Below are 15,748 nucleotides of genomic sequence, written 5' to 3'. Positions count from 1 at the left end.
AAAAAAATAATACATTGAAATTTTCTAAAATAGTTCCCTATTTAATAGCCATTTCTGTTTTCGTTTTGGCTTCTATCATTTATTTTCACCCCGTATTAAAGGGGCAAAAGTTACAACAATCAGACATTACTCAGTTTCGAGGAATGGTAAAAGAAATTAATGATTATAGAGGCGAAAACAATGCAGAGCCATACTGGACAGGTGCCTCATTTAGCGGGATGCCAGCTTACCAAATAAGTGCTTATTATCCGAATGATTTTGTTAGAAGTTTAGACCAACTTTTACGCTTTTTACCAAGACCAGCAGATTATACTTTTCTGTATTTTTTTAGCTTTTTTATTTTAATGATGGCGTTAAAAATACCTTGGAGAATAGCAATTTTAGGATCTGTTGCCTTTGGTTTTTCTACGTACTTAATTATTATTTTTGGTGCAGGTCATAATGCCAAAGCACATGCAATAGCATACATGCCATTGGTAACAGCCGGAGTTTTATGGATATTTGAAAGAAAATATATACTCGGTTTTACAGTTACAGCACTAGCAATGGCGTTAGAAATTTATACCAATCACCCTCAAATGACCTATTATTTAGGGTTTTGTTTATTAATTCTTGGTATTGTAAAGTTTGTTGATGCCCTAAAAAAAGAACAGTTTTCAATTTTTGCCAAACAAGCAGTAATTATAATTGCTGCGGTACTTTTAGGAGTTGGTGCAAATGCACCTAGATTAATGGCAATGAAAGAGTATGCAGATAAGTCTACTAGAGGGAAATCTGAATTAACAATAGCTATTGATGGCTCACAGAAAGAAGCAACAAAAGGATTGGATAAAGCCTATATTACAGAATATAGTTATGCCAAATTAGAAACTTTTAACCTATTTATACCTCGTTTTATGGGTGGTGGAACTTTAGAGGAATTAGATAATACTTCCAATTTCCATCGTTTTATCTCAGCCAAAGCTGGCAGAAAAGTAGCAGACGATTACTCAAAACAAGTACTTACTTATTGGGGAGATCAAACCTACATAGAAGCTCCTGCGTATATAGGAGCAGTTGTTGTTTTTCTTTTTTTTATTGCATTATTCTTAGTCAAAGGACCTTTAAAGCAGTGGTTATTGGCTGCAACAGTGTTTTCAATAATTTTAAGTTGGGGTAGAAACTTTGAGATTGTCACTAATTTTTTTATAGATTATGTTCCGCTTTACAATAAGTTCAGAGCAGTATCTTCTATTCAGGTAATTGCCGAGTTTTGTGTTCCAATTTTAGCAGCGCTCGGGCTAAAAGAGTTTTTCTCTTCTAAAATAACTAAAGAAATCAAGCAAGTGGCTTTAAAAAAAGCAGTGCTTACTTTTGTAGGTTTTATAGTTGCAGGTTTCTGTTTGGCACATTTATTCGGAACATTTTCAGGATTAAGAGATTCACAGCAATATACAGAAATACCGGGGTTTTTAGATGCCGTAATTGCAGATAGAAAAGATATGCTATTTTCAGATGCTGTTCGTTCAATTCTTTTAACATTTTCTGTAGCAGCAGTTTTATGGTTAATGTTACAAAATAAATTGAAAGAAATTTTTGTAGCCTTAGCACTATTTGTTTTTATAATTTTCGATTTGGTTAGTGTAAATAAAAAGTATGTTAACAAAGACGATTTTAAGAAAGCAAGAAACATAGAGCAACCTTTTGTAGCTTCAGAGGCAGACAAACAAATAGTACAAGATACAACCCATTATCGAGTAGCTAATTTTACTACAGATATTATGAATGATGGAAGTACTTCGTATTTTCATCAATCGATAGGAGGTTATCACGCAGCAAAAATTGGTAGATACCAAGAGTTATTCGAGTATCAAATAGCTAAAAACAATATGCAAGTTTTAAACATGCTAAATACAAAGTATTTTATTGTTCCTGATGATAAAGGTAATCCTCAAGCTCAACTTAATATCAATGCAAATGGAAATGCTTGGTTTGTAAATAATTTTGTAGTTGCTAAAAATGCTAATGAAGAGATATTGGCATTAGACTCTTTAAACACAAAAAAGGCAGCAGTTATTTCAATGTCAGACGCAGAAAAAATAAATATTACTACTCAAGTAAATACAGACTCAACAGCAACTATTTCATTACAAGAATACAAGGTAACTTCTCTTGTATATCATGCTAAAACAGCACAAAAACAGTTTGCTGTTTTTTCAGAAATTTTTTACGAAGATGGTTGGAATGCATATTTAAACGATAAATTGGTGCCACATTATAATGTAAATTATGTTTTAAGGGGAATGGAAGTTCCTGCTGGAAATCATACAATTGTGTTTAAGTATGAGCCAAAAGTTATTCAGCAAGGAAAAATTATTTCATTGTCATCTTATGCAATAATTCTTTTAGTTGCTTTTGGATGGTTTTTTTACGATAAGAAAATGAGCTTTATAAAATCATGAAAATAGGCATGATTTTAGATGCACCCTTTCCTCCAGATCCAAGGGTAGAAAATGAGGCAGTTTCTCTGGTGAAAAGCGGTCATGAGGTTTTTTTATTTTGTTTAACTTACAAAGATGAAAAAAGTGAAGAGCTGTTAAACGGAATATATGTACAAAGATATTCTTCTAACTTATTAGAATACAAACTTTCTGCGTTGGCATATACCATACCTTTGTATACTATTTTAATGCAACAAAAAATTAAAAAGTTTATACAACGTACAAAGGTAGAGGTTTTACATGTTCATGATATTCGTATTGCAGAGGCAGTTTTTAAGACGAATAAAAAATACAAATTACCCGTTGTATTGGATTTACATGACAATTTACCAGAGGTTATGAAATTATATCCTCATTTACAGAAGTTTCCTGGAAAATATATAATATCTCCAAAGACATGGAAACGTAAAGAGCACGATTTTATAGAAAAGGCAACACGTATAATTACCGTTTCTCCAGAATTTATAAAAACATTAGAAGAAAGAGTTCCACATAAAAAAGATGATTTTGTGCTAGTACCCAATACCATTCGAACCTCTTTTTTTGAGAATTATTCTATAGACAAACAAATTGTAACTAAATACGAAAACAATTTTGTAGTCTTATATTTGGGAGATACTCATCTTAGGCGAGGTTTACAAACAGCTATAGAAAGTATTGTGGTATTAAAGAATACTATTCCGGAAATAAAATTAGTAATTGTAGGAAAAAATACTACAGACCCTGTTTTAAAAGCCCAAGTAAAAGCATTAAGTATTCAAGATTATGTAGATTTTGAGGGGTGGCAAGACGTATCACTTTTTCAGTCTTATATTTTAGCAAGTTCAGTATGTATTTCTCCATTGCATAGAAATCTTCAGCATGATGTTGCGTACGCCAATAAAATTTTTCAGTACATGAGTTTTGGCAAACCACTATTAGTAAGTAATGCGACTGCACAAAAAAAACTTGTAGAAAAAAACAATTGTGGTTTAGTTCATGAAGCAAAAAATGTAAAAAGTTTTACAACTCAAATGTTAACACTTTATAATAATGCCAACCTTAGAGTAGAACTAGGAGAGAACGGAAAGCAATTTGTACAACGTGAGTTTTGTTGGGAAGAAACATCAAAAAAACTACTACATTTATACGATAATTTATAAAATTTGAAAGTTTTAATAATAACATATTATTGGCCTCCTGCAGGCGGTTCTGGTGTGCAAAGATGGTTAAAATTTGTAAAGTATTTGCAAGATTTTAATATTACACCAATAGTTTATACTCCAGACACTATAGATTTTCCAAAGTTAGACGAATCTCTTTTAAAAGAAATTCCAGATAATGTAGAGGTTTTAAAACAGCCTATTTGGAACCCAATAAACTTGTTTTTTTGGAAAAAAAATAAAAAGCAACAAGGTGTTTCTTCTGCTACAAACAATAAATTTCTTTCGTTTATAAGGGGTAACTTTTTTGTACCAGACGCAAAAGTTTTTTGGGTTAAGCCTTCTGTTAATTTTTTATGTAAGTACATAAAAGAGAATGATGTTGAGGTAATTATTTCTACTGGACCACCACATAGCATGCATTTAATTGCTCAAAAAATCAAACAAAAAATACCTGTGAAATGGATTGCAGATTTTAGAGATCCTTGGACAAACATTTACTATAACAAAGAATTTAGTCAGACACTTTTTGCTAAAAAAAGAAATTTAAAACTCGAAAAATCTGTGTTAAGCTCTGCAGATTATATTGTAACAGTTAGCAATTCATTAAAAAGAACGTTTCTAGAAACAGCAAAAAATGTTGCTGTAATTACAAATGGTTACGATGATGAAGTTTTAGAAAATGAAGCTGTTCAAGTTTCCAAAAAATTTACTATTTCTTACATTGGTTTGTTACCAAAACAGAGCAATCCTACAATTCTTTTTAAAGTTTTAAAACATATTTCTGATGAAAATGATACCTTTAAAAAAGATTTACAAATCCAATTTATTGGAGATATTGCCAATGAAGTAAAAGAAGAAATTAACGTAAATAATTTAACAGAAAATACTCAGTTTGTAGATTATGTTTCACATGACAAAGCAGTAAAGTTTCAGAAAGAATCTCAAGTATTGCTATTATTGATTCCGAATGTGCCAAATAATAAAGGAATATTAACAGGTAAATTATTTGAGTATTTAACTTCAAAAAGACCTATTTTAGCCATCGGACCAGAAGAAAGTGACTTGAGTGAAATTCTTAAAAATACAAATGCCGGAATTGTGGTAGATTTTAATAATGAACAGAAACTAACAACAGCAATTCTTCGGCTTTACAAGAGCTACAAAAATGGTAGTTTACAGTCAGAAACTATCAATATAGATAAGTTTCATAGAAGGGAACTAACAAAACAGTTGGCAAAAATTATTAAACAAATATAGGTAATGGGTATTGTTTTAAAACAGTCGTTTAGAAATACAATAATTATTTACGGTGCTTTTATAATAGGAGGTATTAATACTATTGTTTTTTATCCAAGATTTTTAGAGTCAGAGTTTTATGGAATGGTTGCTTTCTTGCTTTCTGCTTCTAATTTAATTATGCCTCTTACAGCATTTGGTATTCAGTACACAATTGTAAAATTTTACTCGTCCTATACCACAAAAGAGCAGAAAGATAAATTTTTGTCTTCCGTAATTTTTTTACCACTCCTCATTGCATTACCTATTGGTTTCTTTTGGGATTTTTTTCATGAGTGGATTATGAGTAAAGTAGCTAAAGAAAATGCAATCATCGAAAATTATACTTTTTATATTTATTTAATTGCTGTAGCGTGTGCATATTTCGAGCTTTTTTATTCTTGGACTAAAGTGCAACTTCAAACCGTTTTTGGGAATATCTTAAAAGAATTATGGAATAGAGTAGTGGTAATGATTTTACTACTTGCTGTATTTTTTGAGTTTATAACAAAGCAAGAGTTTATTTATTATCTAACAATAGCTTACATTATTAGAGCTTTTGTAATGATGTTTTACGCTTTTTCGATGTATTTACCTAAGTTTTATTTTAAGTTACCAGATAATATTTTAGAAATAATTAAGTATTCTGGTTATATTATTTTAGCAGGTAGTGCAGGAGCAATTTTATTAGATATTGATAAAATTATGATTCCAGGAAAAGATCCTATAGAGAAAGCCGCCTATTATGCAGTAGCTGTTTTTATAGGCTCTTTTATTGAAGCGCCAAGTAGAGCAATGACTCAAATTTTACAACCTTTAACCTCTAAATCTTTAAATGAATTTAATACAAAAGAAGTAGAAAACCTCTATAAGAAAAGTTCTATAAATTTATTGCTTGTAGGTGGTTTGTTTTTTCTATTGGTAAATTGCGGAGTTAGTGAGTTGTTTAAATTGATGCCAGATAAAGGTTATGCTGGTGGCGAATATGTTGTTTTAATGATTTCATTAGCAAAATTATATACCATGTTTTTAGGGAGTAATGGCGCAATCATAAACAATTCTACTTTTTATAAAATTACATTACCAATTGCAGTTGGTATGTCTGTAACCGTCTATTTTTTGAATACATTATTTTACTTTAATCTAGGGTTTGGTACCGATGGTTTGGCTTTAGCTACACTTATAACTATTATTCTTTTTAACACCTTTAAATTGTGGTTTGTAAATACAAAGTTTTCAATAACACCATTTACACCAAAGTCTTTTAAGTTGGTGTTTATTATTACCATATTATTTGTTAGTTTTTACTTTTGGGATTTTAATACTCCTATAATCCAGATTAAAGGTTTTTCTATTTCGCCAATAATAAACATCTTTTTAAAATGTATTTTAATTACAATACTGTATGTTTTTTTAATGATAAAACTAAAAATATCTAACGAGTTTGGTGCGCTTTTAAAAAGATTTTACAAGTAACAATCTACAGCATCTGTAAACATATGAAAAAGCAATGCAATGCATAGTATTCTTGTTTTTTTGTAAAACAACCCTAATGTATAAAAGCCAATTGCTGTGTAAGAATGTAGCGGATGAAAGTTAATGCTACATCGGTTTTTATCAAATATCGGGTTTGCTAATAAATGGTCTGCATCTACTAGCATAGATGCCAGAAAAATGAAATATACTACTTTCCATTTCGGTTTAAAGAAAATTAAAGAAATTAGTAAAGGGGCCACAAAATGTAACCCATAGTGAATAATAAATTGATGCGTAACCATTGGTACCGATTTTATAAAAAGCTTATAGCATTTGGACCTTCCATAAAAAGCAGGTCTAAAATGGATAAATTTGGAATAAAACCATGCTTATCATCAAACATTTGGATGTATTTTTTAGGTGATACTTCTGGATGATTCTTTGCTGAGGCAAAATTTCTATAATCGTTATCTCCAAAATTTTCTATGAAGCTATTTGTTTTGGTAAAGGGTACTTCTAATTGCAAGGCATCATTAATAAATAGAAAAGTATCTATATTTACTTCTTGCAAGTACGTGTATTTTTTCTCGAAAATTGGCATCAAATCATCTATATAAAACTCAAAAAAAGGAGAATTTCTATAGGCAGTTTTTAAAGATTTTAAATGCTGGTCTTGCCAAGGAGTCGCGTTTTCTACAAGCGCATCTTTTGTTTTTTTTCGTAATTCTTTTTTTGGGTGTTTAACGGGAATATTTAACAATTGTTTGCCATTTGTGTTAAAAATGTAACATCTATTTCTATAACTTTGTTTCTGATAATTATCTTCTACCTCAAAAACTATTTTCGATTGTTTGTAAATTTCAGAATACTGAGAAATAGGAGAAAAGTATGTCGGTATAAATAACGGCATAAAATTGTATTAGATGATAAATTTTTAGTTTGTAAGGTTATTACACCATAATGGTTAGCAACTATTTTACACGCTTCTTTTTTGATTTAAAAAAGCTATAACCAATATATGCTGCTATAAGTACAAAAACAACATACCTATACGAAACAGGTTCTCCATCTCCACCAACTGTTGTAAACATTCTATCCCAACGAATTGACTTTATTTTTTCTCCAAAACTAGGAGCATTTGCATCCCAGCTGAACCAAATCATTACTGGCTTTCCTAAAACATGATCGAAAGGTACAAACCCCCAATATCTTGCATCTAAAGAGTTGTGTCTGTTATCTCCCATTAACCAATAATAATCTTGTTTAAAGGTGTAAGAAGTTGTTTTTTCTCCGTTGATAAAAATATCATTTCCAACAACTGTTAAACTATTATTCTCGTAATTTTTTATAATTTGCTCGTAGAAAGGAAGGTTTTCATTATCAATCTTTACAGTTGCACCAGCTTTTGGTATATAAATAGGACCATAGTTGTCCTGACTCCAACCCAATTTTTCTACATGAGGAAAAATAGCTACATCAGCAGCATAATTAACTTTTTTTACAGATACTGTATTACTGTGTTTTTCGAGTCGCGTTACTTCTTCTGCAGTTAAATTGATGTTTATTTTATTAGCAACATTTACTATTTTTAAACGTCTTGCAAAATCAGGATTTATACCACCTGCAACTTCTGTATATAATGAATCACTACCAATTTTAGTTAAATATCCATTCTCTTTAATTGCACTTTGCACTTTCGGATTGTTCCAGTATTCTGAGAGTATTTTGTATACACCAGTTCTTTCTTTATCTATTAAAAATTTTGGAAATGTATTTCTGTCAATCGGAGTTTTAGACTCGTAGGTATAATAAAATTGAATTTTTGCTCGGTCTGGCAATTCATTCTTTTTTCCATTAATAAACACATAACCATTTCTTATTTCTAAAGTATCACCGGCAATTCCAACACACCTTTTTACATAATTGGTTTTTTTATCTACTGGTTTGTAAGTGAATTTTCCAGAAGTATCTCCCCACATTGTAGCCAAAGAGTCTGCTGGCCAGTTAAAACAAACAATATCATTATTTTTTATTTTTTGTAAGCCAGGTAATCTAGTGTAAGGTAGTTGAGGCTTTTTTAGGTAAGAAGCAGTGCCTGTAAAGGGTAAAGAATCATGCACCATTGGTGCTGCAACAACTGTCGATGGAACTCTAGCGCCATAATGAAACTTACTTACAAAAAGATAATCACCAATTAATAACGATTTTTCTAAAGAAGAAGTAGGTATGGTAAAAGGTTGCATAAAATAAGTGTGCACTAAAGTTGCAGCAATTATTGCAAATGTTATTGAGCTAACCCATTCACCAAATTCCGACCTAGGTTTTAAACTTCTATTGCTATTGTATGAGTTTTCTGAAGCATAATTAATGTAAAAAATATAAAGACCTAGCGAAATAATAACTAACAAGGAATCAATTTTTTTATAATAGCCAAAAGACCTTATAGTTTCTATCCAAATTACAGGAAACATTAATAGGTTTACTACAGGAATAAAAAGTAGTATAATCCACCATTTCGGACGCTTAATAATCTGCATTAAAACAATACCATTATAAATTGGAATTGCTGCTTCCCAAGCCTTTCTACCTGCTTTTTTATATAATTTCCAGGTTCCAAAAAAATGAAGCACCTGAACTATTAAAAAAAAGAGAAACCATTCTGTGAAATTCATAATATATATTTTCTAGTTTGTAAAGGAGTTTTTTGTGTTTATAGGTAGCAAAATGTTGCTATTTGTTACGATGGTTAACGAATGTTTAACACATCTTTCATAGTAAAAATACCTGTTTTACCTAAAATCCATTCTGCAGCAACAACAGCACCCAGGGCAAAACCTTGTCTATTATGTGCTGTATGTTTAATTTCTATTTCATCAACCAAAGATTTGTACCAAACAGTGTGTGTACCGGGTACATCTGGTATTCTTTTAGCTTCAATAGGTATATTTTTTTCAGAGGATTTATTTCCTAATTCCCAGTTTTCTTTATCAGAATTTTCAATAATTCCTTCTGCTAAAGTAATTGCTGTTCCGCTTGGCGCATCTAACTTTTTGGTATGATGAATTTCTTCCATAGAAATAGTATAATCTTCAACAGACTTCATCATTTTTGCCAATTGTTTATTAAGTTCGAAAAAAATATTTACACCCAAACTAAAGTTAGAAGCATATATAAAAGCTCCTTTTTTTTCATTGCATAATGAAACCGCCTCGTCGAATTTATCTAACCAACCAGTAGTTCCAGAAATAACAGGTATATTATGGTTTATGCAATTGCTAATGTTACCAAATGCTGCATTCGGAACACTAAAATCTATGGCCACATCTGCTAAACTAATATCTATAATATCATTAACCTCTTTTCTAATTACAATTTCATGACCTCTAGAAATAGCTATTTTTTCTATTTCTTTTCCCATCCTTCCGTAGCCTAATAAAGCAATTTTCATATTAAAAAGTGTATTTTATGGTGAGACCTACTTTTGGAGCATCTAAACGAATAGGGTTTTGAAGAATTGTAGGCTTAAATGATAAATTATCATCGGTATTAAATTGTAGTAAATGAGCATTAACACTCGCTTCTACAATTTGTAAAATGTATAATATTACTCCAGATAATAAAGACATATCTCTATTTTCTTTTAATTGTCTTTGCGCTCGTTCAAGCGTTTCTAAAGATACATTTGTATTTCCAGAATTATATGTAAATTCATCTTGAAATCCGGCTTTTCGAAGTCTGTAAGCTGTTCTATATCTTTTATATTGACTATTATTTATTTGATAGTAATAAGTAGGTATTGCCAATGCAGCCCATACAATCGGAGCTTTCCAATACTTCTTGTTATAAATTTGCCCCATACCAGGAAGTATTGCTGCATAAAATGCTGCTTTAGCAGGTTTTAGAGGCTCGTACAAACCTTCCTGAACAAATGTTTCTTTTATATTGATGTCTTTTATTGCAGTGCTATCTTTCTGAGAATAAAGCGACATGGATAGTAAAAGACCAAAGAAAATGGATATATTTTTTATGAAAGACAATTATTCTAATAATTTTTTTATTCGATGAAAGTCTTCTTCTGAAGTAAACGGAATAGATATTTTTCCTTTACCATTACTACCAACTGTTACTGCAACTTTATTGCCAAAAAAGCTACTTAAATCTTTAATATTATTTTTAACAAAACTAGGTACAGGCTTTTTCTTTGCTTTTGTAACTGTTCCAGATTTTAGATTTTTAACCAAATCTTCTGTCTGTCTTACAGATAGTTTGTCGCGTAGTATTTTCTCATAGATAGCCAGTTGATCTTCTGTATTATCAACATTAATCATTGCTCTACCATGCCCCATCGAAATAAAACCATCTCGCATGCCTGTTTGTAAAATTGGATCTAATTTTAGCAAACGTAAATAGTTAGTAACTGTAGAGCGCTTTTTACCAACACGAATGCTTAAATCTTCTTGCGTAAGTTGTATTTCGTCTATTAAACGCTGGTATGAAAGAGCTACTTCTATAGGGTCTAAATTTTTTCGTTGAATATTTTCTACCAAGGCCATCTCTAGCATTTCTTGGTCATTGGCTAGCCTTATATATGCTGGTACAGTTTTATTTCCTATAAGTTTAGAGGCTCTAAACCTTCTTTCTCCAGAAACTAATTGAAAAGTATTGCCAGGAAGTTTTCGAACTGTAATTGGTTGAATTACTCCTAATTCTTTTATAGAACTTGCCAATTCGCGTAAGGCTTCCTCATCAAAATAGGTTCTTGGTTGATATGGATTTACCTCTATAGAGTCTAATTCTATTTCTAAGATATTACCTACCAATTTATCTGCATTCTTGTCATTTGCAGAATTAATGTTAGGAGTTTCTTTTAATAAAGCAGACAATCCTCTTCCTAAAGCTTGTTTTTTTGTTGCTTTTGCCATTATGAGTTCTTTTTAAGTAATTCTTGCGCCAAATTTAAGTAATTTACAGCACCTTTGCTTGTTGCATCGTATGCAATAATACTTTCTCCGTAACTTGGGGCTTCTCCTAAACGTGTATTTCTTCTAATAATAGTATTAAAAACCATCGAGCTAAAGTGCTTTCTTACTTCATCAACTACTTGATTAGATAGACGAAGCCTAGAGTCGAACATGGTAAGTAGCAATCCCTCAATCTCTAAATTAGGATTGTGTATTTTCTGAACACTTTTTACTGTATTTAGTAGTTTACCAAGTCCTTCTAAAGCAAAATATTCACACTGAATAGGTATTATTACGGCATCTGCAGCAACCAAAGAATTTAGTGTGATAAGACCCAATGATGGTGCACAATCTATAATAATAAAATCGTATTCCTTTTTAATATCGACTAGCGCTTTTTGAAGCATATATTCTCTTTCATCTTTGTCTACAAGCTCTATTTCTATTGCAACTAAGTCTATATGTGCAGGTATAATATCTACATTGGGTGAGCTTGTTTTAACAATAGCTTCTTTGGTAGAAAGTGTGTGTTCTAAAACATGGTAAGTACCACCTTCTACAGTGTCTACATCAAGTCCTAATCCAGATGATGCATTTGCTTGGGGGTCTGCATCAATAATCAAAACTTTTTTTTCTAGAACACCCAAAGAGGCAGCTAAATTAACACTCGTAGTCGTTTTACCAACACCTCCTTTTTGATTTGCAATTGCAATAATTTTCCCCATAAAATCGATTGAATTAATATTCTCGTAAAATTACGTTTTTTTATGATGTTTAAAAACGAAAGATGTTAACAAAGTTATAAAAAAATAAATAAATGACTCTAAACTCTAGTGCCTATTTTATAGTGCTTTTTAAAGATTTAGGATCAAGTAAATGCATGTTTATATATCAGTTTCGTATCTTATAATCGCTATTGTTTTTCTGGAATATTTTTTAATATTTCTTGTAAGAATTTCCAAAATTTTTGAGTGGATGAAATGCTTGCTTTTTCATCTGGCGAGTGAGCGCCTCTAATGGTTGGCCCAAAAGAAACCATATCTACTTTTGGGTAGTTTTTTCCTAAAATACCACATTCTAAACCAGCATGACAGGCAGCTACTTTTGCTTTTTTTCCATTTATTTTCTCATACAAATCTGCAGTAATTGCTAAAATTTCTGAATTAATATTTGGTTCCCATCCAGGATAATTACCAGTTAAAGATACTTCAAAACCAGCAAGTTCAAAGGCAGATTTTATAGAGTTAGCCAAGTCAAACTTACTGCTTTCAGATGATGACCTAGTAAGACATCCAATTTTTATAGTTCCTTCTTTTGCTGTAATGTTGGCAATATTATTTGAGGTTTCTACTAGGTCTTTAATAGTAGTGCTCATTTTAAAAACACCATTTAATGCTGCGTATACAGCTTTTAAAAACTCATTTTGAGTTACCTTGTTTAGAGTTTTTTTGGGAAGTTCAGTTTCTTCTAATTCTATGGTAAGGTTTTTTTCTACAACTATTAATTCTTCTTTTATTTTTTTTATGAGTAAAGTTGTTTCACTTAAGAAAGAATCTTTAAGAGAGCTATGCAAAATTATTATTGCAGTACTTTCTCTTGGTATAGCATTGCGTAAACCACCACCTATTACTTCTGCAATACTTGCATCAAATTTTATAGCACTATTGTATAGGATTCGATTCATTATCTTATTAGCATTTCCAAGTCCTCTGTGAATGTCCATGCCAGAATGACCGCCGTTTAAACCTTTTACAGTTATAGTAATGGCAACACTTTCTTTTGGAGTATCTTCTTCTTTATAGTTTTTTTGAGCTGTAATATCTATACCTCCAGCGCAACCCATGCCAATTTCATCATCTTCTTCAGTATCTAAATTTAACAAAATACTTCCTTCTAAAATATTCGCTCTTAAGCCCATTGCACCAGTCATGCCAGTTTCTTCATCAATAGTAAAAAGAGCTTCTAAATTCGGGTGTTCTATTGTTTTAGAGGCTAATATTGCCATAATTGCAGCAACTCCAAGACCATTGTCTGCACCTAATGTGGTTCCTTTTGCGGTTACCCAATCTCCATCAACCCTCATTTTTATGCCCTCAGTTTCAAAATCGAAATTGGTTTCATTATTTTTTTGATGAACCATATCTAAATGGCTCTGAAGAATTACGGTTTTTCTATTTTCAAATCCTGCCGTAGCTGTTTTTTTTATAATAACATTTCCTACGCTATCAACAAAAGTATCGAGATGTAATTTTTTTCCGAAATTTACCATAAATGCAATAATGCGTTCCTCTTTTTTAGAAGGGCGTGGTACAGCATTTAAATCTGCAAACATATTCCAAACTTCTTTCGGTTCTTGGTTTCTCACTTCTATATTCATGATAGTATTTTTTATTGTGTTATTTCTATTATTGTTTCAGAGAGTTCTTTTCTAATTTTACTCAAATCTTTCATAAAGTCATCTTCTGCTCTAAAACCAACAGGCAAAACTAAAACGGCTTTTAAATTTTTAGATTTTAAATCTAATACTTCTGCATATTTTTCTGGTAAAAAACCTTCCATTGGGCAGGCATCAATCTTTTGCGAAGCACAAACTGTCATTAAATTCCCTAGTGCTATGTATGCCTGATTTTTATTCCAAATAAATAATTCATCTTGTGTTTTTTTTGCTATTTCTTGGGTTAAAAAATCTTTGAACGGTTGTATAACTGCAACCGGTGTTTTTCGAACTTTCTGTAGTAAGTTAAAGTACTTTTCTACTTCTGAAGTTGTGTAATTTTCTTGAACACAAATAACCAATAAATGAGAAGCCTGAACTATTTGTTGTTGATTAAAAGAAAATGGTAATAATTTTTCTTGAATACTCTTATTGTTTATTACCAGCATTTTTAAAGGCTGTAAACCATAAGAAGTAGCTGTTAAATTAAAAGCTTCTTTTAAGGTAAGAATTTGAGATTCTGTAAGTTTTTTTTCAGCATCGAATTTTTTTACAGCATACCGCCATTTTAAACTTTCTATAATATTCATTTCTTTAATTTAGAGCTGCAAAAATAAGGTATTATTCTTGCTTTTTAAAGAGGTATAATTGTATATATCGATGTAGGTATCAATTTTTTTGTACCTTGATAAAAAAAGCTATGAGTGAAGATTTTTTACATTATTTGTGGAAATATAAATTATTTTCTGTTTTAAACGTAAAATCAACCCTAGACGAAAATGTGCAAATAATTAAGTCGGGAAGTCATAATTTTAATGCAGGACCCGATTTTTTGAATGCACATATAAGAATTAACAAACATTTATGGATAGGAAATGTAGAGATACATCTTAAATCTTCAGATTGGTATTTACATAAACATGAAAGTGATGCCAATTACGATGCTGTAATTTTACATGTTGTTTGGGAACACGATGCCAATATTTATACTAAAAATAATTCATTACTACCTACCGTCATATTAAAGGATATTGTTGATAAAAATGTATTGTCAAATTATATGGATTTATCTACTAAAACAAAAAGCTGGATTCCATGTAACAAAGCAATTTCACAAATTGAGACTTTTGAATTTAGCAATTGGAAAGAAAGATTGTTTTTTGAAAGACTACAAAGAAAATCTAATGAAATAAATTCACTTTTACGAGCTTCAAACGAAAATTTCGAAGCAGTTTTATTTCAATTATTAGCAAAAAACTTCGGTTTAAAAGTAAATGCAGATGCTTTTTTAAATCTTGCCAATTCATTTGATTATTCAGTACTCAAAAAAGTGTCATCTAATCAGCAACATTTATCTGCATTACTCTTTGGTCAGGCTGGTTTTTTAGAGCGAAATATTGAAAATGAATACTTTAAAGAGCTAAAGACTGAATACCTTTTTTTAAGAAAAAAATTCAATTTATTACCCTTACCAATACACAGTTTTTCTTTTTTTAGAATGCGCCCAAGTAATTTTCCTACCCTACGAATTGCGCAATTGGCTAGCTTATTTTCTAAGCATCAAAATTTATTTTCTAAGTTGATGAACTTAGAAAAATTGAATGATTATTATACTTTTTTTAGTATTGATGTTGCCCCTTTTTGGAAAACACATTTTAATTTTGAATCAAACTCAAAAAAAACTTCCAAAAAGTTAACCAATGATTTTGTAGATTTATTATTAGTAAATACCATAATTCCATTAAAATTTTTATATCAAAGAAAAAAAGGAGTTATGTTAGACCACGTTTCACTTTCTATTTTGAAAGCAATAAAACCAGAAAAAAACACCATTATAAGTAAATTTATGAGACTAGAAGTTCCGGTAGATAATGCTTTTGATACTCAAGCATTATTAGAGCTTAAAAATAACTATTGTGATAAAAAGCGTTGTTTATCTTGTGCTGTAGGACTTCGTTTTTTAAAGTCATAAAAAAA

General features: G+C 30.7%; 14 protein-coding genes. 5 read left to right on the top strand and 9 right to left on the bottom strand.

The window, feature by feature from the left end; translation table 11 throughout:
- Positions 1–14: 14 nt before the first annotated feature.
- Genes WHD54_RS03050 through WHD54_RS03035 form a run of 4 tightly spaced genes read left to right on the top strand, consistent with a single transcriptional unit; the run spans position 15 to position 6,376 of the window.
- Positions 15–2,441, top strand: a complete 2,427-nt coding sequence (locus WHD54_RS03050) for a YfhO family protein (protein ID WP_143744236.1) — start codon at positions 15–17, stop codon at positions 2,439–2,441.
- Complete coding sequence (locus WHD54_RS03045; RefSeq protein ID WP_088323183.1) at positions 2,438–3,622, top strand: glycosyltransferase family 4 protein; 1,185 nt, start codon at positions 2,438–2,440, stop codon at positions 3,620–3,622. The genes WHD54_RS03050 and WHD54_RS03045 overlap by 4 nt, the downstream gene beginning before the upstream one ends.
- A gap of 3 nt (positions 3,623–3,625) precedes the next feature.
- Positions 3,626–4,882, top strand: coding sequence for a glycosyltransferase family 4 protein (locus tag WHD54_RS03040; RefSeq protein ID WP_088323182.1), 1,257 nt, complete (start codon positions 3,626–3,628; stop codon positions 4,880–4,882).
- Positions 4,883–4,885: 3 nt separating this feature from the next.
- Entirely contained in the window at positions 4,886–6,376 is a 1,491-nt protein-coding gene (locus WHD54_RS03035) for a lipopolysaccharide biosynthesis protein (RefSeq protein ID WP_088323181.1), read from the top strand.
- Here WHD54_RS03035 and WHD54_RS03030 read toward each other — a convergent pair.
- From WHD54_RS03030 to WHD54_RS02990, 9 genes are all read right to left on the bottom strand, one after another.
- Entirely contained in the window at positions 6,367–6,678 is a 312-nt protein-coding gene (locus WHD54_RS03030; RefSeq protein WP_088323180.1) for a DUF6122 family protein, read from the bottom strand. The two genes, WHD54_RS03035 and WHD54_RS03030, sit on opposite strands and share 10 nt — an antisense overlap.
- Positions 6,679–6,689: 11 nt before the next feature.
- Positions 6,690–7,286 (bottom strand): WbqC family protein, encoded by a 597-nt coding sequence (locus tag WHD54_RS03025; protein WP_088323179.1) that lies wholly within the window; start codon positions 7,284–7,286, stop codon positions 6,690–6,692.
- Between the two features lie 61 nt (positions 7,287–7,347).
- Complete coding sequence (gene lepB / locus WHD54_RS03020) at positions 7,348–9,048, bottom strand: signal peptidase I (RefSeq protein ID WP_088323178.1); 1,701 nt, start codon at positions 9,046–9,048, stop codon at positions 7,348–7,350.
- A 74-nt stretch (positions 9,049–9,122) separates the two neighbouring features.
- Positions 9,123–9,824 carry a 4-hydroxy-tetrahydrodipicolinate reductase gene (dapB, locus tag WHD54_RS03015; RefSeq protein WP_088323177.1) on the bottom strand — a complete coding sequence of 234 codons (702 nt, stop codon included), beginning with the start codon at positions 9,822–9,824 and terminating at the stop codon, positions 9,123–9,125.
- Position 9,825: 1 nt separating this feature from the next.
- The gene (locus WHD54_RS03010; protein ID WP_233130961.1) at positions 9,826–10,413 is read right to left on the bottom strand and encodes a DUF5683 domain-containing protein; all 588 of its coding nucleotides are present in this window, start codon (positions 10,411–10,413) and stop codon (positions 9,826–9,828) included.
- The gene (locus WHD54_RS03005) at positions 10,414–11,298 is read right to left on the bottom strand and encodes a ParB/RepB/Spo0J family partition protein (protein ID WP_088323175.1); all 885 of its coding nucleotides are present in this window, start codon (positions 11,296–11,298) and stop codon (positions 10,414–10,416) included.
- Positions 11,298–12,062 carry a ParA family protein gene (locus WHD54_RS03000; protein WP_088323174.1) on the bottom strand — a complete coding sequence of 255 codons (765 nt, stop codon included), beginning with the start codon at positions 12,060–12,062 and terminating at the stop codon, positions 11,298–11,300. The genes WHD54_RS03005 and WHD54_RS03000 overlap by 1 nt, the downstream gene beginning before the upstream one ends.
- A 188-nt stretch (positions 12,063–12,250) precedes the next feature.
- The gene (locus WHD54_RS02995; RefSeq protein ID WP_088323173.1) at positions 12,251–13,714 is read right to left on the bottom strand and encodes an aminoacyl-histidine dipeptidase; all 1,464 of its coding nucleotides are present in this window, start codon (positions 13,712–13,714) and stop codon (positions 12,251–12,253) included.
- An 11-nt stretch (positions 13,715–13,725) separates the two neighbouring features.
- On the bottom strand, positions 13,726–14,361 hold the full coding sequence (locus WHD54_RS02990) for an NAD(P)H-dependent oxidoreductase (RefSeq protein ID WP_088323172.1): 636 nt from the start codon (positions 14,359–14,361) through the stop codon (positions 13,726–13,728).
- Positions 14,362–14,471: 110 nt separating this feature from the next.
- On the opposite strand from WHD54_RS02990, the gene WHD54_RS02985 reads away from it, so the two are divergent.
- The gene (locus WHD54_RS02985) at positions 14,472–15,743 is read left to right on the top strand and encodes a DUF2851 family protein (protein WP_088323171.1); all 1,272 of its coding nucleotides are present in this window, start codon (positions 14,472–14,474) and stop codon (positions 15,741–15,743) included.
- Positions 15,744–15,748: the final 5 nt, after the last annotated feature.

The sequence above is a fragment of the Polaribacter tangerinus genome (assembly GCF_038024095.1).
GTDB classification, from domain to species: Bacteria; Bacteroidota; Bacteroidia; order Flavobacteriales; family Flavobacteriaceae; genus Polaribacter; species Polaribacter tangerinus.
Note: the sequence above shows the minus strand (reverse complement) of the source record. Positions and strands in the feature narration are given on the sequence as shown.